This window comes from Crassaminicella profunda (assembly GCF_019884785.1).
GTDB lineage: Bacteria > Bacillota > Clostridia > Peptostreptococcales > Thermotaleaceae > Crassaminicella > Crassaminicella profunda.
In genome coordinates this window covers 4,431,887-4,457,220 of record NZ_CP082326.1, presented here as the reverse complement: position 1 = coordinate 4,457,220, position 25,334 = coordinate 4,431,887, and the positions used below count along the sequence as shown (strand labels likewise).

Genomic DNA, 25,334 nt, shown 5'->3' with positions numbered 1-25,334 from the left:
CCCGCTTAAAACTCATTGAGCTTTATGCTATATTTCTCCTGATACAGTTTACTCATTTTTTTACAATTCAAGTAATTGTCTATTAATTTTCTAGCATTATGTCCACGTTTTACATAATCTAATTTAGTAATTTTTTTCATTCTTTTACTTAATTCATTGATATCATCAATATTATAATGCTCACCTATATCTATGCCAAATTGAAAAATTTCCTTATGCGCTTCTATGTCTGATATCAAAACTGGTAATCCTACTCCCATACCTTCAAGTACAGATAACGGTAACCCTTCTGATTTAGACGCTGATACATAAATATCAGATGCTCTTAAAAAATCTACTACATTGCTTACTCTCCCCTTTATTATAATTGAATCACAAGCAGTTCGTTTACACTCATTCATTAATTCCCCATCACCTAATATTATTAATTGTGCTGTATCTGATATATTTGCCTTTTCAAAAGCATTAATTACTGATAATGGATCTTTTCTTTTAGATAAAGCTCCACAAGAAATAAATGTTATTTTTTCAGTGTTAATATCCAAATTTCTCCTTAAACGAGTCTTTTCTCTTATATCCACTGGTGAGTACTTGATGTCATCTATACCATTTTGTATATATTCTACATCTAAATTGCATTTATTTTTTATTTTTTCTGATATTGTTTTAGAACAAGCTATAGGATATTCAATTTTTTTTATGATTTTTATGTGCTTATCTGCCTTTATATTTCCTAAAATTTTGCCATGTTTCAATACATAATCTTCATATGGATAATTATGTATTGTACTAAAGTGCACATATTTTTTAAGGTATTTTACTGCATAACAATCTGCTAATCCTCCATGAGTATGAATTATATCTGGATTAATTTTTTCAACTATACTTGTAATTTTTTTCTTAGGGTCAATCATTTCATATTTCTTTAATTTTAATGAATTTACTTTTATATTTATTTTATTGAATTCATCTAATTTTGAATCAGTTTTTTCATCAAACAAAGTTAATATTTCAACATCATACTTTGATCTATCAATATTTTTCACAATTCCATACAATTGATTTCCTGGACCCCCTCTATATAATCTAGAAATTACATATAATATTTTCTTTTTAGTAATCATACTCTTATACCTCCTATCTTTCTAAAAATCAAATGTTTTTGTTCACATGATGCATTATTATTTGTTTGATTTTTTCAACATTTTCATTTAAATCATCAATTTCATTGTTAGTAATTTGAAATACCTCTAACTTTTCAGTTTTTTCAGATAGTGATAGAATATTTCTTTTTGCTTCAGCATAAACACCATAAGCTTTGTTTAGGTTCTTACTATTTAACCTTCGTTCTAACTCACTACCTCCTTTTTTTAAATTTGTAACTAACTTTCCACTGTTCCTTTTATCTAATCTATCAAAAACTTCTTCTTTATCAGCCTCAACTAAAAATATAATATCTGGCAATAAATCATATCTAACCACTTTTTCTAAAAGATATGTCCAATTATTATCTTTTGATAAAAAATTAATAGCCCATAATACTTGAAACATCCCTTCATCCAAAAAATTAATTTTTGGGCATACTTTAGCCTTATGAATCATTGATGCAATAAATATATAATAATATATCATTTTATAATGATCTCGTATTGATTTTATATTGTTTTTCCTAATTCCTTTAATAAACTCATATGACTGTTTTTGATTATCAATTAAATACTTTAAAGATGGATTTAATTTCTTTATATTCCTAATAACCCTAGACGTTTCATTAATAATTTCACTTCCAGGTTGTACTATATCAATTTCTATTTCTCTACATTTTTTTACAACTTGATTTACAATAGTAGACTTACCTGAACCAGGTAATCCAACAAACTCTATAATCAACAATCATCAACTCACCTTCTCTTGTTGAAAGATATCATTAAAATCTATTCATAATTCTTTCTAAAAAATCTACAATAGTAGTGACTTGAGTTTCTCTAGAAAATTTATTTTTATCTGAAAAATCATAATTAGTATGTAACACTCTCTCTAGCTTGTAAACTATATCTTTCACATCATGTTTGGCACATTCTCCATATTTACCATTAATTAAATTTACTAATTCAGTATCTGTTGTAACTGCAATTATTGGCTTACATGCACCAATATATTCAAATGTTTTTCCAGGAATAGCATACTCACTACCATTCTTATGTGTAAGTATTACAGATACATCTGAATTAATTAAGTATTTAATTGCTTCCTTGTGTTTAACCACACCTACTTTATTAATTTCTATCATCCTATCATCAATTTCTTTTTTTGTTCTCAACAAATCGTTTTCAGCTTCTAAATCTAGATACCCTACAATATTGAGAATGCTCTTAATATTATTTTTCTTACTAAATATCGATAAAGCTTTAATAAAATCGCCTAAATTCCTTCCCTTATATATGGATCCCATATGCGTAAAAGTAACTGTACTCTTTTGTTTTTTAGTAATAGGTATATCTTCAAAAACTTCAGTATCATAACCATTGCGAATTACTTTAATCTCTCTGGTAAATCCCATACCTTCATAATAACGTTTAATTGTATCTGTTAATGCTATAATCCCATCTGAATTTTTCAAAATACTTTTTTCCGCATTTATAAGCATCGTTTGAGGTATATCTTTATCTATATTTCTATTTATTATATCTCTTATTTCTACTACGCATGATATTTTTGGAAAACATTTCTTCAAATGCTCCAAAATATAAATACCTTCTATCCCTGGTACTGTTAAAAATATAATATCTATTTTATTTTCGTTCAAAAATCTCTTTAGCTGTGAATATAGTGCACTATTCTTTCTATTAAAATTTTTTTTATTATATTTATAATACTTCCAAATATTCATAATCAGCTTGTTGTTACGCAAGAATTTCTCAATAGTTCCCTGTTTTTTATTAACATTATTTAAATTTTTTGTATATTTATTATTATTAGTCTTATATTTAAAATTTTCAACAGCATATATACTTTTCTCTTCACCTAAAAATGTATTATTAATAACATACATTTGATACTTTGTACTCAAATATTTCATAATTCCTGAATATCTTACCGATGCTATTGCAGGTTTGTTTTCTATATATGAACTAATAAACAATATTTTTTTCATTTTTATTTATTCCTTCCATTTCCTTATCATATTCTAGAACAAGTAAACTAATACTAATTAAATTATATAAATAAATATTTACTGTATAATATTGATTTGGATTAAAGTTAGATGCAACAAAATTCCCTACAAAAATCATCCAAATAAACCACTGTAAATTTTTTTTGGCATATTTTTTCAATAATTTGTATAAAACGTATAAATTATATGATGCATAGAAAAAAAAACCTAATACCCCTTGTTCAGTTAAAACATTTAACCATTGCGAATGTATAGCATAATCCTTAATCCACAATTGATTTAAATTATAGTATGTATACTGTCCTGCACCTATACCTATTAATGGATGATCTTTAAATATATTAAATGCTAATTTGAATTGGATAAATCTAGTTAGACCAGTATGTCCTCTTTCATATATTAGGGCATCCATTATCGTATTTATATTAAATATGCTCAAAACACTCCCTATAGTAAATATTATAATAAGTATTCTCTTAGTATACTTATTTCTTATTTCTTTCCTTGTTGCTAACGCAAAAAATATCATACACTGAATTACTACTGCTAAATATCCTATACGTGTATAAGTTAATGCTAAAAAAATCAAATTTAGTATGAAATTTATAATATTAATTCTATTTGGTTTTGTATACAGTTGGTATAATAATATAGGAAATAAGATTGCAGCTAAATTACCTGCTCCATTATTAGCGCCAGCAAATCCTTCCACTCGCGTAAATTGTGCTTTTTGTAAACTAGCACTTAAATCTCCAATGATTCTCTTCCCTGTAATAAACTGAGCAATTGATAGGCAACTATTAAAAAACGCAAACACTGAAATAGAATTCATTACTTGTTTAAGTGCAATCTTATAATTTTTATAATTGTTCAAAAACATAATTGTCAATTGTAAAGTTAAATTGATTATAAGTGCATTAACTAATAATTCTATAGAATAGATATTAATTAAATAAATCTGGAGTATAATTAATATATTTGATAATGTTAATAAAATATATAACCTATATATACATTTAGGAATTTTTTTACGTAATTTAAAATTGAACATTTTAAAAGTATATATGAATGTAAATAATACTAATAATAAAAAATCAACTTCCAACCCTTTAATTTTAATTTTTGTCTTTAATGCTATACTTGTAATAATTGTTCCTAAAATAAAATAATTTACTATCCTAGTTTTGCTTTTATTATTTGAAAATCGTGTAATTGCAAAAAAAATACACAAACAAATGTAAATCGTTAATGCTAATTCTTTCATATAAAATCCCCTTACCTTAATAATATACGTCCTTATTTGCTCTAGATTATTGTATATACTCCATCAATAATAGGTATATTGTAAACATTCTTATTTCCCTTCATTCTGATTCCATTAGGCAATATAATTGCTTCTGCACTTGTATTGCTAATTTTAATCGTAATGTTTTTATTTTGTATTTTTTTATCATACATAACTTCAATCTCAAATTGCTTATTTTTCTTAATAATCCTTATATTATTTCGTATAAAATAATACTCCGCTAATTCTGTGCCTGTACAATACCATACATTTTTATCTTTCAAATACTCAAAAATCATATGTAGACTCTCTTTATCGTCAAATATATTAGGTTTTTGTCTTCTACTATCATTTCTAGCTGGAGAAATATGTTCTTGAATACTAATAACTAATTTATTATTCAGTAAATATTGAAGTTCTTTATATTTTTTATTAATAAGCCAAGGTTTTAATATCGACTTAGCTATACCTTTAATTGTATTTATATTAAGATGCACACACCCATTAAACATTCCTCCATAAACTGTTGCAGGAATATCTATCACATTATTTTTTCCAAATATTTTAATATCAAAATTAGTTAAAGGATTAAAATCTTTTCCTATATCACATTTACTAGCTGTTCCCATGTCTTTATTAAAGTATCTATTCCACCATAAAAATCCAGTTTGATCTATACTCTCATCTCCATATTTTCCACCTTTGTAACCACAATATTTTCCACCTTTTGGGTATCCATCAAAAACTTCTTTATAAATTTTTTTCCCTTTATTTATACTTTCAATAGCTTGATCTAAGCTTTGATATAATTCCCATTCTTGAATAAAATCACTTGTAGTTTTTCCTACCTTTCCGTGAGTTGTCCCATGGTATGCTATTTCATATTTAGGACTATCATTAATTTGTCTAAAAAAGCTTTTAGTTTGTTCATCACAATCTATTCTTTTTGAAATAAATTTTATATTAGAATTTTCTATCATACCTACTCTAGGTCCTAGGGGTACAAAAAAGGTAGTTTTTATATTTGGATAACTTTTTAGTATTACTTCATTTAAATATCTATATGATGAATTTTTATTATTCTTATCATATCCCCAATCTTCTCCCAATCCTACTTTTCCATTTCCGCTAGTATCCACCCATACATTTGCTAAATCATCCACCATAAGTAGTACTGGTGAATCAGCATTATTATACCATTTGCATATTTTAATATTCATGATTTATGCATCTCCTAATATTATAATTTTCACTTTCCTAACATAAATTTTAGATAATATAATCTACTAAATAAATAATCCATTATTAAACTAATACATATACTGCCCAAAAACGATATGCTCACTAATAATGCAGGGTGTATATTTGTCATACCTAAATAAAAAAATATAATATATATATATGGCTCATGAAATAAATAGATTTGAAAGGTTTTATCCGCTAATAATCTTATGTATTTTGTATGAATTATTCCTTTGTACTTACAACTAATATTAAATATTATTACATAAAATAAAATTGTACCACTGAACCCATTAATAATTTTCAAACAAGCTAGCATAATTTTAATTTCTATGCTACTTTCTGCAAATACAGGTGATAGTAATTTTATATAAAAACCCATAATATTCAATAAAACTAAGAAAAAAGTAATTAATAACTGTTTATTTAATACTAATAACTTAATTTCCTTTGTCTTTAATCTAAAAATATATCCAAAATAAAAAAATAATAGATAGTAAAAACTCCTCTTTAATTGAAAGATACTTGGTATTTTATAACTAATTATGGCTAATCCTAATAATAGAAATAATACCAATATCGCATTTTGTTTCTTAATTAACTTTTCTAAAAAATAAAATATAACAAAAATGTTAAACAACATAATTAAAAACCATAAGTGTCCTACATCTTTAACTACTAATACTTTTGTAAAAATTACTTGAATAAGTTTTAAACTTCTATAATTTTCATATTCAACAAAGTATCTAATTGGAACTACCCATATTAATCCTATACATAGATAAGGAACTACAAGCTTTTTAATTTTTTTATTAATTAATATCTTAAAAGTGTTATACTTACATTGTTCAACATGAGTAAAATAATATAAATATCCAGAAATAAACACAAATAATGGCATTTGGAATGTATTAATATACTCCTTTAAATAATGGAAAAATTTAGATTGGTTTATAGCTATGAAATATGTCCAATTATCATTATATATCAATGTACTATGTCCCAATACTACTATTAATATTGCAAATATTTTTAATAAAATTATATGCTCTAATTTATTATGTTCTTTTATTATGTTTTGTTCTGTCATCATATTAAGCACCTTTTTCATTAATACAGGATTTTGTTATTGTTTTATCAATCCATCCAATGTGATATCTTTTAATCTTCATATATTTTTCAAACCCAAATTTCGCACAAGTTTTCTCTGCTCCTAAATTGTCCTTATGTATAACTACTTTTACATCTTTTACTCCTTTTTCTTTAGCAATTTTCAACCTACTATAATAATTAAATTTATGTAATCCTTTTTTTCTATGTTTTTTAAACACATATGCATCCATTAAATATGCACATTGATTATTATTTTCCATGACGTAATTCGTACAACTTTCAAAATATTCGCCATACTCAATATTACAAAAACCTGCAATACTATCTTCATTAAGTATTAGATAACATTTTGCTGTAGAATGCTCATCTAATCTACCTTTTAATATTTCATATTTTCTAACTCTTATCTCTTCAAAATATTCTTTATACATCAAATCTAACAATTGTATTGTTAAAGGAATAAATGAATAATTATCAAATTTCATATTTGGTAAATCATCTAATTCTCTTTCATATACATATGCTTCTGTTACAAATCGATTTCTTACTTTAGTAAATATCCCTTCCAACCCATTTTTTCTATATTCTCTTATAATTTTATTGATTATCATTACAAACAGTCCTTTTCTTAAACAACTTATTTAAAGCCATTTTAAAATAGTTTTTTATCTCATCAACAGTTATAAATTTAAACACTATACATAGTATTAAATATGCGCAACATAATAAAATATTCAGTATGCCTTGTAGTACAATATTAGTCAATTTCTGATTTACTAATGTATATATACCATATAGCAGTATAAAATTGACGCTATATTTATATGGGTCAAATATACTAATATCTAATTTATAATACTTGTTACCTGTATAATAATACATAATATTCATGATCATATAAGAAATAATTGTTGATATCGCTGCACCATACATACCTATCATAGGTATCAATACAATATTAATTATTATATTAATTATTGCACATATTGTCACAATACCAGAATTTATTAACATTTTATTTGCAATATGTAATCCTAATGCATAAAAATTAGTTAACCCAAATAAATAGTAAGATATTGTTATAATTGGGACTAATTTGTATGCACTTATATATTCATCGGTTCCTAAAATCAAAATCCCTATTTTGGCAAATATTGAAAATCCTAATATACACAGCCAACCACTAACGTTATAATATCTAAACATCTTTTGTATGTTTTCTTTTCCATAGCTTTTGTTATAAATCTCATATTTATATGCTGTGAATACTTTTTTAAATGGTTTTGTAAAAAGAGGTTGTATAAGCATACCAATTTTATATCCTAATGAATAAATCCCTACTGCACTGAGACTTACCATGACTTTGATAAAATATCTATCTATTAATGTAAGTATCCAAGCCGAAACTTGTCCAGGTAATAATCCTAATCCATATATAAGTTGCTTTTTTAACTCTTCCTTTCCAAAAATTAATTTTATGTTTTTTATATCTAAGAAAATTAGAATAACCATTATTATTAAATATGATATAAACTGAGAATATAAAATATCTATGATTTTCATTTGTTTTATAGATATAAAATATATAATATAAAATAGCACAAGTAATATCTTACCAACATTAATAAAACTTACCTTTATAGCTTCATATTTCATTGAATAATAAGATTCGTAAATAGAGATTATACATAACAAAACTGAATTTGTCACAATGTACTTTATGTATATACTTCCATATATATCTTGTTTGAAAACAATATATGAAAGTATAGGTGCTGTACATATAGTCAAAAGAATTATTAACGCTCCCCAAAGAAGTGAAAAAGTCAAAGTAATATTTTTTATTCTATTATAATCTTCATGTTCATAAAAGAATCTACACATCCCTGAATAAATACCAAGAGTAATAAAAATCGCTAATAAACTTTGTATTGATAAAATTATATTATATTGCCCATATTCTTGTGTAGTAAGATTATTTGTATATAGAGGCACCAAAAATAAATTAATTATATTTACTAAAATAGACCCCATCAAATAGATACTTCCTGTTTTTGCTAGGTTTCTTTTTTTCATGAGTTTTCTCCATCTATCTGCTAATTTTTTTCTTAAGTTCAAATAATCTCTTTAATTTCTTCCCTTTTTCAGTTTCTTCATTCCACATGTCCAATTGATAATCTAAAACAAAATCATTTGTCCATTCAAATTTCCAAGGATATCTCCCTGCTCCAAAATCAAATACATCTGCTATCTTTGTTTTAAATACATATTTTACAATTTCATAATTTAATATTTTTCCTATTCTATATTTTTCAAATTCAGGATTATACGCAATATTCCAAGAATGTAAAACTCCTTTATATAAATAACAAGTATCATATCCTAACAAATTATTTTCCCCATCTGTAAGCATAAATGTTAAAACCTTACTGTTATTTTTATATATTTGCTTTAAATAACTTGTCTTTTTCTTATCGGTAAATATACTTTTCCTTTCTTTTCTATTATATTTATCTATCAAATATTCTTGTTCTTTCTTATGCACCTTTGAAATTTCATCATACATATCTATATCTTTATTATTCACTATTCTAAATTGGTAATTAAAATTTTTCATAAGCTTATTTCTATAATTTCTTACTTGTCCAGATACAAACTTTCTATTAAATTCCGCAAAATCTCTATATTTATTAAGTAATATATAAGGACATTCTATTAGATATTTTAATTTCCTATTATACTTTCCACTTTTTAATATGAATGCAACTATACTTGAATTATGTTTTATGTGAGTTAAACTTAATCTTTCCCACTTTTCCGTATTATCTTCTATACATTTAAAAATATCTTTTATAATCGTCATTTCATTGTTATTACTCCTATCCACTAAAATCCCTAAAAAATCTCCTCTTCCAAGGAATCTCAATGTATTCCATGACATAATTTTTTTATTTTCTTTTTGAATAATAAAAGGTGCTATTCCAACTATATCTTTATCTTGATAAATGCATACAATAAACAGTTCTTTATCTTGATCATTTTTATATGCATCCCACCAAGCTTTTGCAAATTCAAATGTACTATAATATGTTACATCAGGATCTTGTTCTTGAAGTCTCTCCCAATCCTCTTGTAAGTTGTAAAATTCTTCTGTAGTAGTTATAGTTTTTGATAACATAATAATTCTCCTTATAATACACATTTATATGCCTCTAATACATCCTCTGCATAATCTTTGATTTGTACTTCTTCCACTTTAGCTTTGTACTGTTCATAATTATTAATTACATCTATTACTTTTTCTTCTAAATCTTCTTGGTCTCTACTTTTAAATAAAATCGTTCCTTGTGGCCTATCACATACATCACTAGCTATGCTTGGTATGTCATAATAAATTGCTTCTGCAATAGATACTCCATAACTATCTGTATTAGTTGGTCTAATAAATATATCACTCTTTCTTAATACAGGATACAAAGGTATCCTTTCATTTACAAATAAAAAACTATTTTCAATATTTTTCTTCTTAATTTCTTTTTTGACTTTCTCAAAATAATTGTGATCCCCTATTTCTGGAAGACAAAAAACAAATCCAATTTTTTTATTTTTATATTCTTTCTTTAACCTATAGCATAAGTTTATACACATATCTATCCCATACAAATCTTCCTTATTGTAAAAAGATATCTTAAATGCATTTGCGCTAATATTTATATCATTACCCTTCATATAATTCCACACGAGATTAGGAATAAGCTTATCATCTTTTATATCGTATCTTGGTACTATAAAAGCAGGTATAACAGATATTTTGTTAATATCACATTTATAACGTACTAATTTATCCTTTTCATTTTCTCCAACAGCAATAAAATGTGTTACATTACGAATACAATACTTAAAGGATAATTTTTTGAATAAGTTAAATTTACTTGGTTCTTCTCTAAAGCTATGTAATGTCACTATTAATTTTAATCTATGAATCTTAGAAACCAAACAAAACAAGAACATATCATACCAATTTCTAGAATGATAATGAATAATACTATTTTTACAAGAAAATATACTTTTACCAATCCAAACTCTTAAATTATTAACTTGTTCATAATTAGGTATAACAAAATTTTTTATTTCCTTGGATTCATCAATAACTGTATACTTAAAACCACACTCTCTCAAGTATCTCGATAATCTTGCTATATGAACAGAGATTCCTCCTATAGGTGGTGGATAAGGTCCTATAATAATAACTTTTTTTTTCTTCATTTTAAAATCACATCTTCTATAATAAAACTAATCCTTGTGGTTTGCTCTATCTGCCAAATAGGTATTGGATAATTTCTTTTTTCTTTAATTGCTTTACTAAACTCTATTAATTCTTCATATTGACCTTTTTCTGATCCTTTACTACTTAAATTGGCTACCTTTAGTCCATATCCATCTATTTTCTTATAATCATCTATAGCTATAATCTTTCCATCGCAATAGATTTCACAATACTCTTTTGAATAGGATTTTGCTCCTATCGATGTATATGTTAAAGTGCATACACTGCCATCTTTATACTTTAATGTAGCTACTACATTATCTCTACAAGATATATTTTCTGTTTTAGGACTTATACTATTTACTGATATTGATTCTACTTCTGATTCCGTGAAGTAATTAAATAAATCAAAAATATGGCAGCCTTCTCCTATAATTCTACCTCCACCTTCTCCAGTGTGAACCCAATGGTCTAGTGGAATATAACCTGCGTTCATTCTATAATTTATAATCATAGGATTGATTCTATCTTTTATATGCTTTTTAGCTTCTACTGCATACTTTGAAAATCTTCTATTAAACCCAACCATATAAGGCATATTCGTTTCTTCTATAGTCTTCAATACTTCTTTCATTTCTTCTTCATTTAAAGCCATAGGTTTTTCAACAAATACTGCTTTTCCTTTTTGCATTGCTTCTATAGATATTTGAGCATGTTGATTATGCCTTGTACAAATCATTACCATATCTACATTCTCATCATTTAATATTTCTTTATAGTCTGTAGTTACATATTTTGCTTCATATTGACTTGCAAGCTCTTTTGCACTACTTCCTGTTCTATTACATATAGCATATATAGTATAAATGTCATTTAGTTTTTGAAGGTTTGGAAGATGCATATCTTTAGCAAAAGCTCCCGCTCCAATTATCGCTACATTAATTTTATCTTTTTTAAGTTCAAATGACTTATTTACTTGTACTACCCTATTGACATTCTTCTGAACTTTTTCTTTATACTTTAATAATACAATAAGAGGATTATTCTCCCCTGTTTTCAGTTCTTCATATGCTTTTTCTGCTTCTTCAATTGAATAGATTTTTTCAATAATGTTATCTAAATTAATTTTTCCTTCTTCAATCATTTTAAGGTATTCTTGCATATTTCTATTTTCTGTCCATCTTACATAATGATATGGATAATCTAGTCCTTTTTCCTCATAATTAGCATCATATCTACCTGGTCCATAGGATGTAGAAATTAAAAAATCTAATTCCTTTTGATACATATCATTACGATTAATTTCCATCCCTACTACTCCAACAAGTACTACCTTCCCTTTGCTTTTACTCATTTGAAAAGCTTGAGTTAATGGTTCTTTAGAACTTGTTGCAGCAGTAATAATAACAGCATCTACTCCATATCCATCTGTTAACTTTATGACTTCATCAACCACATTACATTTATGAGGATTTACTATATTTTTTACTCCATTATCTTTTGCTATAGATAATCTCCTATCATCCAAATCAATAGCAATGACTCTAGCTCCAGCTGCACTTACAATTTGGCTAGCTATTTGCCCTAAAATACCCAAGCCAATAATAGCAACATTTTCACCAAATCTTACATCTGCTCTTCTTACACCTTGCATTGCAATGCTACCTAATGTAACTGTTGATGCTTCTTTATAATCTAAATTTTCTGGTATTCTTACAACTAAATTTCTAGGTACTTCTATATACTCTGCATGATATGCATATTTAGCACCTGCACATGCTACACGATCTCCAACTTTTATATCATGAATATCTTCTCCTACTTCTATAACCACTCCTGATGCACTATATCCAGTAGGTTTTCCCTCTTCCACCTTAGATTTTACTTTGCTTCGAGTTTGTAACAATCCTTTTTCTTTAATCATGTTTAAACCTTTTTTTAATTTTTCTGGATCTCTAAATGCTTTCTGTATGATATTACCTCCTGATGCTTTCACTACTGACATTTCTGTTCCTGCACTAATACAAGAATACATTACTTGTACTAATACATTTCCTTTTCTTACTTTTGGTGCTGGAATATCTTCTACAACTGTTGTCCCTTTTTTTACTAATACCTGCTTCATTTGTCCCCTCCAACAATTTCAATATTTATCATAAATTTTTTTTGATTATTTACATGAAAACTAATTACTTTAGATTCTTTATTTACTCCATAACCTTTTGATACATAAGAATGTTTAACTTTTAATTTTATATTTTTATCAAAAGATATCTTTATTGTATTAAGCTGGTTTTTTAAGTATATAAGTCCATTTTTACAATCTACTTTAACATCCTCATTTAAATAAAATTTTATATATTGTCCCATTTTAATGGCTTGGATGATAGTAAATCCATCTTCAATTTGAATGGCATTATCCCCTAATAAGAACTCTCTTTCATGTATTATTCCTGCTTTCTCTTGATATCCAAAATGCTTTCCTCTGAAATAATTTTTATCACAATCTACTACTTGAGCATTTGTCTCATCTTTTATCTCAAACAAATCAAATTCACTAAAATCATTTTGCTCAAAACCTTCAATTTTCAATGTATTATGATAAGCCGTACTTCTAAACAGATTCCTCATCTTATAATCTGCTGTATATACATAAGTTCCAGGATCAACGATAAAATCTTCTCCATCCACATTTAATTCAAAACTTAACTGATCGTTATGTGTATGTCCACCTCTACCTGCTGTTCCATTTTGACCACATCTTATAATCATATACACTCGATCATTTCTTAAAATGTGTAGTCCTCCATCTGGATACGATATAGATTTTAGTTTGTAATCTTTATTTTTAGATTCTTTCACTTTTTTAAACATCCATATAGCTGCAAGCTTGTTGTCTGCATGAACCCTAAAATCATCTCTATCAAAAAATTCTGCACCTACTCTTAAAAGATATCTAAAATCTCTCATTTCTTCATTACCATATCCAGTAAACATGATAAATCTTCCGCTATCCATGTCCCCTATGAGAGGAATCCATCCATTTGGCTTTGTAATATTCATGATCACTTCACACATTTTTTCAATCTTTGTCATAAACTCATGTGAAAAGTTAATATGATTTTTATCACAAAGAATAATTGTATATAATAATAACTCTGTTACCAAACAATGATATGCTGTAGATGCCTCATAGTTACATCCATCCTCATAGACTTGCTTTTGGATTTCTATTTCTAGTTCTTTAACCCCATAATCAAGCCACTCTTTTGGAATATTTGACTTTTCTTTGTTAAAGTTTTTAAAGTAAATCCCTAACCATACAAGCCCTACTAGATCAGATAGATAATGATTGTTATTAATAGTTCCTTTTTCAAGGTTCTTATATATAAACTTTCCATGAAGATATAACCATTTATTTAATTTCATCCAAAAGACTTGATTAATTTCTTTATTATCTTTGAAATAATATATTCCTACTATCCAATTACATGCTCTTATGGCTACATCCATTGCACAAGTCCAGTTTACTGACATTTCTACTGGATTTTTGCTTATCCAATCTTCTATCTGTTCTTGAAATTCTTTTGCATATTTTTCATCATTGGTAAGTAAGTAAGCTTGTCCAAGGGTTGGAATATGCTGAAATCTTGATAATTCCCATGGTACTTTTACATCTGCATCGTTATTTAGATCAACTGCTTTTATTTTTTTATAAAACTGATTTTCCCATATAAACCCTGATTTAAAATCTTGATTCCACTTAATATTTTTTCCTAAATCTGTATCTCCTGAGCCGAGAAGATCAAACATATGATTGCAAATTTTATCCGCTTGTTTGATAATTATTTGCTCTTGATCAAGTTTTCTTAACTGCTCTATATAATAGTCTTTATTTGACGTATCAAATAGAAAATTTATATCTCCTTGAAAACCTTTAAATAACTTATCATCCATATCAATTGGCTTCCTTTTTACCATCTGTTCTCTTGCTATATAGTAAATTCTATCTGCAGTTTTTTGAGCAACCTTTTTTACTAGTACATCTAACGGCATATCCTTTGCTTTTTTCATGTATCTTTGCAGCTTATTCATATATATCCTACCTTTGATTTTTTTACTTAAAACATTACTTGGTCACAGCTATCTCTTTTAATGCATCCTTTTGATCTACAATATATTGATTCCCTTTTTCACCTAGTAAATAATATTCAAATCCACTTTTACTTAACGTTTCTTGATCAAAATAATTTCTCGTATCAAACATCTTTTTATTTCTCATTTCTTTTCCTAACTCATCAAAATTAATTCCTTTAAAGTCATTATGATTTACTGCAAGAATCAATAAATCACTATCTTTGGCTGCTTTTTTCATATCTTTTTCTAAGTGTTTGTATTCTTTTACATATGGGTCTACAATAGATATGTCATAATTCTTTTCTTCTAGTAGATCAACTAATTCTAAGATTGGACTTTCTCTCATATCATCAATATTTGGCTTATATGTAATTCCTAATATAGTTACTTTTTTTGTTCCTTCAATATCTTTAAATATCTTTTCTGTTCTTTTACATACATGCTCTGGCATAGAATCATTGGTATCTCTTGAAAGTTTAATAATATTTGCAAGTTCTGGTAATTTTTCTACTATGAACCATGGATCTACTGCTAAACAATGTCCTCCTACTCCTGGCCCTGGCTGATGAATATTGACTCTTGGATGTTTATTGCAAAGTTCAATGACTTCCCATGCATTGATCCCTATGTTTTCACATAACTTGGCTAGTTCATTTGCAAGTGCTATATTTACATCTCTAAATGTATTCTCCATCATTTTACACATTTCTGCTGTTGTAGCTGTAGTTGTATACATTTCACTCTTTACAAAGGTACTATATAGTTCTTTTATTTTTTCTGCTGATTCTTTGTTAATTCCACCAATGATTCTATTGTTGTGAACAAGCTCCATTAAGATTTGTCCTGGTAATACTCTTTCTGGAGAGTGTCCTACATATAGTTCTTCTCCTATTTTTAATCCGCTCTTTTCTAAAATTGGAACGATTAAATCTTGTGTTGTTCCTGTAGGCGATGTAGATTCTAGTATGACAAGATTTCCTTTTTTCAGATAGGGTACAATAGCCTCAGCAGCTTTTTTCACATAGGTCATATCTGCTTTTTTGTCTTTTGTAATAGGTGTGGGTACAGCTAATATGAATGCATCTGCTTCTTTAGGCTCTGTATAAGCTTTTAGATTACCTGATGTTACTGCTGCTTGTACCAATATATCTAAATAAGGTTCTTCTATAATGATTTCTCCCTTATTTAATGCTTTTACGACTTCCTCATTTACATCTACTCCGATTACTTCGTGTCCATGACTTGCAAACATGGCTGAAGTTGGGAGTCCTATATATCCTAATCCTACGACACATATTTTTTCCTTCAATTTTTGTATCCCCCTCTACGCTGCATTTTCATCCCCAAATAACACAGGAATCGTTTTAAATATCAACTTCAAATCAACCCAAAAATTTCTCTTCCTTATGTACTCTATATCCATCTCCACCCACTTATCAAACCCAATATTGTTTCTTCCACTCACCTGCCAGATACAGGTAAGTCCTGGTTTTACTAAAAGCCTTTGCTTTTGGTGTGGTGTATATTGTATTACCTCTCTTGGAATAGGGGGTCTAGGTCCTACAAGGCTCATATCCCCTAATAATACATTGATCAGCTGTGGTAATTCATCTATACTTGTTTTTCTGATAAATCTCCCTATTTTTGTAATACGTGGATCTTCTTTGATCTTAAATACAGGACCACTCATTTCATTTTGATGCTTTAGTTTTTCAAGTAATTCCTCAGCATTAGATACCATACTTCTAAACTTATACATTTTGAATATTTGAGGATATTTTCCGTTTCTTTCTTGAACAAAAAAAACTGGACCTTTAGGATCTTCTATTTTTATCAAAATGGCTATAATCAAAAATAGTGGCAATAAAAGTATCAACCCTATCAATGATCCACTAATATCCAATAACCTTTTTGAAATGAGATATCCAAATGATTCCTTTGTTTTTAATTGGATTTTCCCTTTTGAAATAGTTATATTGTCCATATTTCGCCCCTCCTGATAAATATAATCTCTATACTCAGCGGTGGGTGTGCTATTAGCTCCATGTAGCTTAAGCTCCCAAATACAAGCTACACTTCTTTACTCACTGAATTCTTTTGATTGTAATATATATAAACGATTAGTCCTATACTAAATAAGGCTTACGTCTTATATACTTTCTATAAAAAATAGTCGAACTCCTTCCTTATTTTTTACTTTTTATCCAACTTTTCCCAACACTTTTCGTCAAAATTATTCCTTTAATAATTTTTATGCTTTTTTCTCTATTTCCTTATCTTTAACTCTAACTTTTATTCTAAATTCCATACTATGTTTATTAGCACGATATAGTATATTATTGTACAAATTGGAAAATGTATGTATTTTATATAAATTTAAATAGCTTTAGGATAAAACAAAAAGTAAATCAAATAATTGTAAAACAAAGATAATAAAAAAATCCTTTAGGATTATTTCTCCTAAAGGATTTTTTTATGTTTTATTTTATTGCATTTGCAATGATTGTCATAGCTTCTGCTCTTGTTGCATTTTTCTTTGGCTTAAAGGTATTGTCTTCGTAGCCACTTACAAAACCTTCTTTAGCAGCTGTAGCCACGTATTTTTGTGCCCAAGTAGAAATAGTATCTTTGTCTGCAAATGTCATTTGACTTGCCTCTGTTGAAAGATTAGCAGCTTTTACGATCATTACTGCCATTTGTTCACGAGTAATTAGATCATTTGCTCCAAATGTATCTTGATCATATCCTGATACAATACCATAATTTGTTGCTGTGCTGATATAATCTTTTGCCCAGTGATCTTTCGTATCTTCAAATACTGTCCCTGATTGAATATTTAATTTAAATGCTTTTACAAGAACTGTCACAAATTCTGCTCTTGTGATTTTGTGATTTGGTTTAAATGTTCCATCTGGATATCCACTGATTGCTTCTAATCCCATTAACTTTGCAATATTTTCCTCTGCCCAATGTCCTGCTACGTCTGCTGGTACAACTACTTTCATCTCTTCTTCTACTACTACTTTTTCTTTTTCGGTTGCGATGATTGCAAATTTAGTGAAGTGGTTTACTTCTCCACTTACTTTTGCATCTTTTGTATCTACTTTTACATCATCTAGCTTGATCCACTCATCTTTGTCTAACCAGTAGATTGCTAGGTCGTATTTGTCTAAATCTACTTTTGACTTGTCATATGGTAGTGTGATAGTTACTGCTTTTTCAAAGTTTCCTTTTTCTGTTTTGGTAATTTCAAATACTTTACTTATCAGTTTGTCATTTTCTTTCATAGGTAATTTGTTTGTTCTATAATCAGAAACTGCCTCAATTTTTACTTTCATCTCTTTATCAAATGCTTTTGCTGGTATTTTTACTATAACACCTGATCTTTTTACTGTTGCACTTTCATTGGCTTTTACAGTTTCTCCACTATATGAAGGACCACCGCCACCACCTGATGAACTTCCACCAGAAGTACTATCTGTAGTTACAGCTACTATTGCAAAATCAGATTCAAAATTATCTGCATCTAATGCTCTTACTTTGAACGTGTATGAAGTATTTGCTGCTAAGCCTGTTACTGTATGAGTTTTTTCACTTGTTGTTATAAGAAGTTTGTCTCCTTGATATACTTCATAAGTTGCACCATCTAGTGATGCACTCCATTTTAGGGTTACACTATTCGTAGTTTTTGTTGTTGTTACTGTTGGTACTTCTACCTTCTCTCCAATAACTACTGGACTTAGGTTTGTAGTAAATTCTATTTGTCCATTTGCATTAGGAGTTGCCTCTCTATATTCCCAACGCATTTTTTTATTCTTTTCTATTCCATGGAAAGCTCCTACTTTTTCTTTTGTAACACCTTTTGGCATAGGTAATGTTAATGTTACTTTTTTATCTTTTAATCCATCAATCTTAATTTCTACAACCAATACCTTTTCTTGAGGTCTTGACTGAATCTGATCTTTTGCTTTTTTAGCTGTCTTAATAGTTATTTTTACTGGTGTACTTTCACTAATATCTAAATCTGGTAATACAATATCAATCTTTTGGTCTTCGCTTAATCCTAATTGGCTTTTAATATTGTTTGAAAGTGATACTTCTACTTTTACACCTTCTGTTTTTCCTGGTTTCAATCCTTCTATTGTAGTTTCCATTTGTTTGTTTCCTTGATCATCATCTTCAAGGTCTTTTGAAACAATATCTATTACAACTACAGTTCTTGTTGCTGTTGCCTCATTGCCTGCTTTGTCTCTTGCAATATATGTAATTTCATAAGTACCTGCTTTATCTTTGTTAAACCCACCATCTTTAGCTACTTGAACTGTAATATTTTTATCTACATTGTCATTTGCAGTTACTCCTGATAATAAATTAAACTGTTCTCCTTTATTGATTGTAACCACTTTATTATCGATGATGATTTGAGGTGCTTGTTGATCTATCTCTCCTGCATAGAATCCATAATCTTTTAATGTCGCTTTGAATTTATTCATTTGAGATGCATTAAATCTTTTGTTAATCTCTCTTACTACTTTATCTGTCATTGTATCAAAGTCAACAAATTTATGTCCTCTATATATAACACCACTAAAAGCATCATTTATTTTTTGTTTTACATCTACACCATTAATTTTATCTGGCACGGTTATTTTAATTTTTTCAGGTTGGTCTGGATCATCTATTACAATAGCTCCAACACCTGTACCTTTTAATACACTTAATGCAAATGCATACATATCTAAATCAAATTGTGGTTCTACTTCTTTTATGTATTCTTCAAGCTTAGGGAACTCTTTTCTAATTCTATCTGCTATAGCTTCTCCTTCATCTAGTAAATCTGGTTCCTTTCCATTTTCAATATCTTCTATAAAACCCACTCTTGTTTCTTCATCAAAGATTTCAAGTAAATAAACTAACTCTACTGCTTTTTTATATTTCTCTTCATCCATACCTTCTTTACTATAGAAATATTTATTCTTTTGCTCGTAAGTTAGCCATCCTCCATCTTTCTTATCTTTTGTTAACTGATCAACTACATGATCATAATTTCCTGCTCTTATATGCCCTTTAAGAGTTATAAACCCATCTTCTTTATTAGGAATGTCTGCATTTTTAATTGTTTCTAGGATATCATTAAATTCTGCCTTTAATTCTTTAAAAGACATTTCATTAACTGGTTTTGCATTTACTGTATAGTGCATCGGCATACATGCAAATACAAGTAAAAATGCAAGTGCAAAACTAATACACTTTCTTTTCATTATGTTCATCCTCCCTTTTATCATAATTTATTAAAAAACTTTACAAATAATCCTCTATTTTCTCCTCTCACCCCATTCTCTTTATTGATTATTTATTAATTTATATACCTTTTCAATCATCACAATAGTTTCAGCTCTAGTAGCTTCTCCTTGTGGATCTACAATTATTTTATTATTGCTATCAATAATTCCTAGATTTATACCTTTTTGAATAGCATCTTTTGCCCAGTCTGATACTTTGTCTAACTTTTGCTGTTGATCCAGTTTACGCTCATCTTCTTTAGGCATACAATCCTTATATATTAAAGCATTCATAATCATAGTCATCATTTGCTCTCTTGTAATCTTTGCATTAGGAACAAATAGTTCTTTTGAAATACCACTTACAAGTTTTGCATCGTATGCAGCTTTTACAAAAGTATAATCCCAATTCTCTTTATTCATATCTTTAAATGGTAAACTTTCTTCATTGATTACTTTTAGATCTAATAGTTTTACCATAAAAGTAGCCATTTGACTTCTTGTAAGACTTTCTTGTGGTGCAAATGTATATTCATCTAATCCACTAGTAATCCCTATAGATACCATATGGATAATACTATCCTTTGCCCAATGATTCTCAATATCTGCAAAATGACATTCTTTCTTAATAGGTATATTCTTTTCTATAGGCTGCTCTTTTGTAATTTGCTCTTCTTTTATGTCTTCTTTCTTTTCTTCTATCTTCTGATTTTTTTGTTCTTCTTGGGATACTCCACCACCTCCACCAGTAGCAGGTTGTTCTTCTTCACCTAATAAATTCTTTATTTTATTGCTATTATTATCGCTTACGGCTTCAATTAAAGCAATTCTTGTTTCTTTATCCAAACTTTTAAGTGTTTCTAATGCTTCAGTTGCTTCACTTACAGACATCCCTCTTTTTTCAAGTTTATCCTTAAATTCTGTGTTCACTTTTTCTTTCAGTTTATCTATACCACTTTCAGATCTTATGCCTTCTTTTAAACGCATTAAATAATCCTCTCTTTTGGGATGATTTGATGCTTCTTCTAAAAGATTATTTAATTTATTGTAATCTACATCCACTGTTGTTCCTGCATAAGAAATCACTGTACCAAAAACAAATACCATACTCAATAATATCAACAAAATTCTTTTTCTCATTTTTTTCCTCCTTCATCTGCACATAATATGCTCTATGATTTTTAATAGCTCCTTTCTATTCTACCCTTTTTATGGTAAAAAGAGAACATTTTTCCAGTATTCTCCCAAAAAAATTTTTAGACAATTTTTTTCGTTGTTGAATCTCCATGGGCTGTTGGATCTCAAAATCTTCATCCTTGATTACAGCTTTAGGATACTCATAAAAAATTTGATTTGCATAAGCTTGTCCTGTGATTTCAGATACCTTTTCGAAGGCTTTCTTTAACATAGGTCTTCTAGATTTTGATGCATGAGCATCACTTCCGATTAAATGTACCATGTTATGCCTTAGTAAAGTGTATACTGTTTTTTGTATTGCTTCCCCAAATCTTCCTCTGATGCTTCCACTATTCACTTGAATGAGTGCCCCTTGTCCAATAAAATCACAGACTATATTCGGCTCTTCTATGACCTTTGCATATCTCTCTGGATGGGCAATTATAGGGATAAAACCTTTGAGCCTTAGTTCATAGATTACTGTCTCTGTGTACATAGGAATCTCCTGCATAGGTAGCTCTAGAAGTAAATATCTTGAATGGTTGATGGTAAATACTTCTCTTCTTTCTGCCAATTCAGGAAGGTTCGGTGATATATACGCTTCATTACCAAGAAGCATCTCCATGTCTATGTTTTCTTCCTTGAGTTTTTGCTGTAGATTGATTAATTTTTTCTTTAGCTGTTCTCCTGTAACAAAATCATTTGTATCATAAAAATGAGAAGTATTAATGATGGTTCTTATACCATCTTTATACGCTATTCGTGCCATTTCTATAGATTCTTTTAAATCCTTTGCTCCATCATCTACGCCAGGTAGTATATGGCAATGGATATCAATCATTTTTTACGCCTCTTTCTTTTAGAAGATTTTGTATCTGTATCCTCTTCATCGTAGTACTGCTGATAATAATATTGATAATATTTGCTCTTTTGTGCAGATACTTTATTAAGGAGTACCCCAATAATGTTGGCATTAATTTGCTGTAACAGGTCTTTGGCCCTTTGTGCTGCTTCTATAGCCACTTCTCCTGCTGCAATTACTAGTATGATTCCATCTGCAACAGTAGAAAGAACAGCTGCATCTGTAACTAACCCTACTGGTGGAGCATCCAGTAGTACTCGATCATATTTTTGTGTCATCTCTTTGATAAATTCTTTCATAGCATTTGACCCTAAAAGTTCTGAGGGATTTGGGGGTTTTGGTCCTGAAGTTAAGATATCAAGCCCGATCACATTAGTTTGTTTGATCACATCTTCATGGGATGTTTGATGGGCTAATATATTGCTTAGTCCTCTATGATTGACAAGACTAAAGTTCTTATGTACTTGAGGTCTTCTCAAATCACAATCAATCAATAATACCCTACTACCAGACTGTGCCATAGTTATAGCAAGATTGGCTATAGTAGTCGATTTACCTTCTCCTAAGCCTGTACTTGTAATGGCAATCGTATTTAGCTCTTTATCAAAGCTAGAAAATTGAATGTTGGTTCGGAATGTCCTATAAGCTTCTGCAATAGGAGATTTTGGATTTTCTAAAGCAATTAAGTTCTTCATGCGTATTCCTTCACTCCTTTTTGTACTTTTACTTTTTGATTTTCACTTTCTTCCAGCAATGGAATAGTTCCCATGACTGGTAAACCTAAATATTTTTCTACATCAGCTGGTGTCTTAATGGTATTATCTAGATACTCTAGTAAAAATACTACTCCTAAACTAATCATAATACCTAAAGCCCCTGCTATAGCAATATTGAGCTGTGGCCTTGGCTTAACAGGATTCTTTGGAATTTCGGCTTTGTCAATAACTTGTACATTGTCTACCTTCATGATTTTTGTCACATGTTTTTTAAATACCTGTGCCAAATCATTAGCTATATCTCGTGCAAGCAAAGGATCTGTATCTTGTACCTTGATCATAATAATCTCTGTATCCTTCACAGAATTTATTTCTATTTTTTCCTTAAGTTCAATAGGTGTAAAAGAGAGATTAAGATCCTTGATCACTTCCTTTGAAACCGTTCTACTTTTTGCAATTTCTCCATAAGTCTTTACCAGCTTTTGACTCAGTAACACATCACTGTATTCAATCATTGTTTCTTGGCTTTTTGTTTTTCCTACCATCATAGTAGTATAAGTCTCATATACTGGGTCTAGTATAAAAAAACTAACAACAGCACTTGTAGAAACTGCTATAGCTGTAATCAAAAATATAATCCATTTTCTTTTTTGAATCACATCAAAATATTCACGTAAATCAATTACTTCCATTTCTTCCATGTAGTTCATCCTTTCTTCCCCTATGTCACCATTTTCCATTATATAGTATATATTCTATATTTTACATTTTTCCTTGATTTCCTTCCATATTTAAGTAAATATTTGATAAAAATGTAATTTATTTATTAAATATTTATCTCTATGAAAAAATCCATCTACAAACCCATACAGAAGCAAAAATAGCCGCTATATGAGAGATTAAGGCTGCAGGAAGGGTATGTCTGCCTCTTTTGATTCCTACAGCACCAAAATATACGGCCATAGTATAAAAAATGGTCTCTGCTGAACCCATCATGGTACAAGAAAGTCTTCCAATGAAAGAATCTGGTCCATAGGTAGTTACTAAATCCTTCACAATACCAAGAGAACCACTTCCTGATATAGGTCTCATAATGGCTAAAGGTAGGATTTCACTTGGAATCCTTAAAACCTTTGTAATAGGAGCTAGGATTTTGGTAAATAGATTAAGGGCTCCTGAATCTTTAAAAATTCCTATAGCTAAAAAAATAGCAATTAAGTAAGGCATAATCCGAATAGATGTTTGAAAGCCTTGTGCTGCTCCCTCTACAAAGGCTTCATACATATTTATTTTTTTGATCATACCATGTATTAAAATAATAGTAATTAAGATAGGAATAATCATGATAGATAAAAATTTTAAGAATTCAATCATTTTAATATTTCCTTTCTAATAGTTTACAAGCTACTATCCCTACAATAGTTGAAACGGCCGTTGCAACTAAAGAAGTCCCAATAATCTCTGTGGCGTCTAAACTTCCTGCATCTGCACGAATCTTCAGTACAGATAGGGGAATGAGCTGAATGGACGACATATTAATAACTAAAAACATACACATGGCATTACTTGCAGTATTTTTATGATGATTCATACGCTGAAGCTCCTCCATTGTCTTTAGTCCTAGGGCTGTTGCTGAATTTCCTGCACCAAACATGTTAGCTACCATATTCATAACAATGCTACTAATAGCAGGGTGATCTTTAGGGATTTCTGGATACAAAAGTCTTATAAAAGGACTCATGATTCTCCCTATTTTTTTGATGAGTCCTGACTTTTCTGCTATATTCATCAGCCCTAGCCATACTGCCATAATTCCTGTAAGACCTATTGCAAATACTACTGCCTCTTGGGTATTTTTAATAACTGCATCGTTAATCACATGCGTATTTTGAGTAAGTACTGCAACAGCCATACCTACTATAATCATTATAAACCAGATTATATTCATCATTTTTTTCGCCCCATTTCTTATATAAACCCCTATGAAAGTATATGATAAAACCTAAAAGACATATGAATGTAAATTATTAACAATCTCATTTCTATAAAAAATTTGTAGACTTATTTTCATAAAATGTA

The 25,334-nt window shown here is 28.7% G+C and carries 21 protein-coding genes; all 21 read right to left on the bottom strand.

All coding sequences use genetic code 11. From position 1 onward, the window contains the following. Positions 1 to 5 precede the first annotated feature (5 nt). Positions 6 to 1,124 (bottom strand): glycosyltransferase family 4 protein, encoded by a 1,119-nt coding sequence (locus K7H06_RS20475; RefSeq protein ID WP_223037845.1) that lies wholly within the window; start codon positions 1,122 to 1,124, stop codon positions 6 to 8. A 28-nt stretch (positions 1,125 to 1,152) separates the two neighbouring features. After that, positions 1,153 to 1,893: an AAA family ATPase gene (locus K7H06_RS20470; RefSeq protein ID WP_223037844.1), complete on the bottom strand. Its 741-nt coding sequence runs from the start codon at positions 1,891 to 1,893 to the stop codon at positions 1,153 to 1,155. A gap of 34 nt (positions 1,894 to 1,927) precedes the next feature. Next, positions 1,928 to 3,154 carry a glycosyltransferase gene (locus K7H06_RS20465; RefSeq protein ID WP_223037843.1) on the bottom strand — a complete coding sequence of 409 codons (1,227 nt, stop codon included), beginning with the start codon at positions 3,152 to 3,154 and terminating at the stop codon, positions 1,928 to 1,930. After that, positions 3,132 to 4,439 carry an O-antigen ligase family protein gene (locus tag K7H06_RS20460; protein WP_223037842.1) on the bottom strand — a complete coding sequence of 436 codons (1,308 nt, stop codon included), beginning with the start codon at positions 4,437 to 4,439 and terminating at the stop codon, positions 3,132 to 3,134. The genes K7H06_RS20465 and K7H06_RS20460 overlap by 23 nt, the downstream gene beginning before the upstream one ends. Positions 4,440 to 4,480: 41 nt before the next feature. Next, entirely contained in the window at positions 4,481 to 5,680 is a 1,200-nt protein-coding gene (locus K7H06_RS20455; RefSeq protein ID WP_223037841.1) for a hypothetical protein, read from the bottom strand. 29 nt (positions 5,681 to 5,709) lie between these two features. Next, entirely contained in the window at positions 5,710 to 6,792 is a 1,083-nt protein-coding gene (locus tag K7H06_RS20450) for an acyltransferase family protein (protein WP_223037840.1), read from the bottom strand. Positions 6,793 to 6,796: 4 nt separating this feature from the next. After that, positions 6,797 to 7,426, bottom strand: coding sequence for a GNAT family N-acetyltransferase (locus tag K7H06_RS20445; protein ID WP_223037839.1), 630 nt, complete (start codon positions 7,424 to 7,426; stop codon positions 6,797 to 6,799). Next, positions 7,413 to 8,891 carry a lipopolysaccharide biosynthesis protein gene (locus K7H06_RS20440; RefSeq protein ID WP_223037838.1) on the bottom strand — a complete coding sequence of 493 codons (1,479 nt, stop codon included), beginning with the start codon at positions 8,889 to 8,891 and terminating at the stop codon, positions 7,413 to 7,415. Before K7H06_RS20440 ends, K7H06_RS20445 begins: the two co-directional genes overlap by 14 nt. A gap of 13 nt (positions 8,892 to 8,904) precedes the next feature. Beyond that, a complete protein-coding gene (locus K7H06_RS20435; RefSeq protein ID WP_223037837.1) occupies positions 8,905 to 9,993 on the bottom strand; it encodes a GNAT family N-acetyltransferase in 1,089 nt (362 codons plus the stop codon). A gap of 11 nt (positions 9,994 to 10,004) precedes the next feature. After that, a complete protein-coding gene (locus tag K7H06_RS20430) occupies positions 10,005 to 11,081 on the bottom strand; it encodes a glycosyltransferase (protein ID WP_223037836.1) in 1,077 nt (358 codons plus the stop codon). Next, entirely contained in the window at positions 11,078 to 13,207 is a 2,130-nt protein-coding gene (locus tag K7H06_RS20425) for a bi-domain-containing oxidoreductase (protein WP_223037835.1), read from the bottom strand. Before K7H06_RS20425 ends, K7H06_RS20430 begins: the two co-directional genes overlap by 4 nt. Then, complete coding sequence (locus K7H06_RS20420; RefSeq protein WP_223037834.1) at positions 13,204 to 15,177, bottom strand: alginate lyase family protein; 1,974 nt, start codon at positions 15,175 to 15,177, stop codon at positions 13,204 to 13,206. Before K7H06_RS20420 ends, K7H06_RS20425 begins: the two co-directional genes overlap by 4 nt. A 34-nt stretch (positions 15,178 to 15,211) precedes the next feature. Further along, positions 15,212 to 16,528: a UDP-N-acetyl-D-mannosamine dehydrogenase gene (gene wecC, locus K7H06_RS20415; protein WP_223037833.1), complete on the bottom strand. Its 1,317-nt coding sequence runs from the start codon at positions 16,526 to 16,528 to the stop codon at positions 15,212 to 15,214. Positions 16,529 to 16,543: 15 nt separating this feature from the next. Next, positions 16,544 to 17,203, bottom strand: a complete 660-nt coding sequence (locus K7H06_RS20410; RefSeq protein ID WP_223037832.1) for a sugar transferase — start codon at positions 17,201 to 17,203, stop codon at positions 16,544 to 16,546. A 496-nt stretch (positions 17,204 to 17,699) separates the two neighbouring features. Next, a complete protein-coding gene (locus tag K7H06_RS20405; RefSeq protein WP_223037831.1) occupies positions 17,700 to 20,480 on the bottom strand; it encodes an S-layer homology domain-containing protein in 2,781 nt (926 codons plus the stop codon). A gap of 81 nt (positions 20,481 to 20,561) precedes the next feature. Next, positions 20,562 to 21,641, bottom strand: coding sequence for an S-layer homology domain-containing protein (locus K7H06_RS20400; RefSeq protein WP_223037830.1), 1,080 nt, complete (start codon positions 21,639 to 21,641; stop codon positions 20,562 to 20,564). Positions 21,642 to 21,696: 55 nt separating this feature from the next. After that, positions 21,697 to 22,518 (bottom strand): tyrosine-protein phosphatase, encoded by an 822-nt coding sequence (locus K7H06_RS20395; RefSeq protein WP_223037829.1) that lies wholly within the window; start codon positions 22,516 to 22,518, stop codon positions 21,697 to 21,699. Further along, complete coding sequence (locus K7H06_RS20390; protein WP_223037828.1) at positions 22,515 to 23,234, bottom strand: CpsD/CapB family tyrosine-protein kinase; 720 nt, start codon at positions 23,232 to 23,234, stop codon at positions 22,515 to 22,517. Before K7H06_RS20390 ends, K7H06_RS20395 begins: the two co-directional genes overlap by 4 nt. Further along, the gene (locus K7H06_RS20385; protein WP_343216800.1) at positions 23,231 to 23,965 is read right to left on the bottom strand and encodes a YveK family protein; all 735 of its coding nucleotides are present in this window, start codon (positions 23,963 to 23,965) and stop codon (positions 23,231 to 23,233) included. The genes K7H06_RS20390 and K7H06_RS20385 overlap by 4 nt, the downstream gene beginning before the upstream one ends. A 130-nt stretch (positions 23,966 to 24,095) precedes the next feature. Continuing rightward, the gene (locus K7H06_RS20380) at positions 24,096 to 24,629 is read right to left on the bottom strand and encodes a spore maturation protein (protein ID WP_223037827.1); all 534 of its coding nucleotides are present in this window, start codon (positions 24,627 to 24,629) and stop codon (positions 24,096 to 24,098) included. A gap of 1 nt (position 24,630) precedes the next feature. Then, the gene (locus K7H06_RS20375; protein ID WP_246637589.1) at positions 24,631 to 25,206 is read right to left on the bottom strand and encodes a nucleoside recognition domain-containing protein; all 576 of its coding nucleotides are present in this window, start codon (positions 25,204 to 25,206) and stop codon (positions 24,631 to 24,633) included. Between the last annotated feature and the right edge of the window lie 128 nt (positions 25,207 to 25,334).

What these genes read in the sequence shown, in the direction of transcription:
- K7H06_RS20475 (WP_223037845.1), bottom strand. Translation starts at nt 1,124, where the DNA reads ATGATTACTAAAAAGAAAATATTATATGTAATTTCTAGATTATATAGA.
- K7H06_RS20465 (WP_223037843.1), bottom strand. Translation starts at nt 3,154, where the DNA reads ATGAAAAAAATATTGTTTATTAGTTCATATATAGAAAACAAACCTGCA.
- K7H06_RS20460 (WP_223037842.1), bottom strand. Translation starts at nt 4,439, where the DNA reads ATGAAAGAATTAGCATTAACGATTTACATTTGTTTGTGTATTTTTTTT.
- K7H06_RS20455 (WP_223037841.1), bottom strand. Translation starts at nt 5,680, where the DNA reads ATGAATATTAAAATATGCAAATGGTATAATAATGCTGATTCACCAGTA.
- K7H06_RS20450 (WP_223037840.1), bottom strand. Translation starts at nt 6,792, where the DNA reads ATGACAGAACAAAACATAATAAAAGAACATAATAAATTAGAGCATATA.
- K7H06_RS20445 (WP_223037839.1), bottom strand. Translation starts at nt 7,426, where the DNA reads ATGATAATCAATAAAATTATAAGAGAATATAGAAAAAATGGGTTGGAA.
- K7H06_RS20440 (WP_223037838.1), bottom strand. Translation starts at nt 8,891, where the DNA reads ATGAAAAAAAGAAACCTAGCAAAAACAGGAAGTATCTATTTGATGGGG.
- K7H06_RS20435 (WP_223037837.1), bottom strand. Translation starts at nt 9,993, where the DNA reads ATGTTATCAAAAACTATAACTACTACAGAAGAATTTTACAACTTACAA.
- K7H06_RS20430 (WP_223037836.1), bottom strand. Translation starts at nt 11,081, where the DNA reads ATGAAGAAAAAAAAAGTTATTATTATAGGACCTTATCCACCACCTATA.
- K7H06_RS20425 (WP_223037835.1), bottom strand. Translation starts at nt 13,207, where the DNA reads ATGAAGCAGGTATTAGTAAAAAAAGGGACAACAGTTGTAGAAGATATT.
- K7H06_RS20420 (WP_223037834.1), bottom strand. Translation starts at nt 15,177, where the DNA reads ATGAATAAGCTGCAAAGATACATGAAAAAAGCAAAGGATATGCCGTTA.
- K7H06_RS20410 (WP_223037832.1), bottom strand. Translation starts at nt 17,203, where the DNA reads ATGGACAATATAACTATTTCAAAAGGGAAAATCCAATTAAAAACAAAG.
- K7H06_RS20405 (WP_223037831.1), bottom strand. Translation starts at nt 20,480, where the DNA reads ATGAAAAGAAAGTGTATTAGTTTTGCACTTGCATTTTTACTTGTATTT.
- K7H06_RS20400 (WP_223037830.1), bottom strand. Translation starts at nt 21,641, where the DNA reads ATGAGAAAAAGAATTTTGTTGATATTATTGAGTATGGTATTTGTTTTT.
- K7H06_RS20395 (WP_223037829.1), bottom strand. Translation starts at nt 22,518, where the DNA reads ATGATTGATATCCATTGCCATATACTACCTGGCGTAGATGATGGAGCA.
- K7H06_RS20390 (WP_223037828.1), bottom strand. Translation starts at nt 23,234, where the DNA reads ATGAAGAACTTAATTGCTTTAGAAAATCCAAAATCTCCTATTGCAGAA.
- K7H06_RS20385 (WP_343216800.1), bottom strand. Translation starts at nt 23,965, where the DNA reads ATGAACTACATGGAAGAAATGGAAGTAATTGATTTACGTGAATATTTT.
- K7H06_RS20380 (WP_223037827.1), bottom strand. Translation starts at nt 24,629, where the DNA reads ATGATTGAATTCTTAAAATTTTTATCTATCATGATTATTCCTATCTTA.
- K7H06_RS20375 (WP_246637589.1), bottom strand. Translation starts at nt 25,206, where the DNA reads ATGATGAATATAATCTGGTTTATAATGATTATAGTAGGTATGGCTGTT.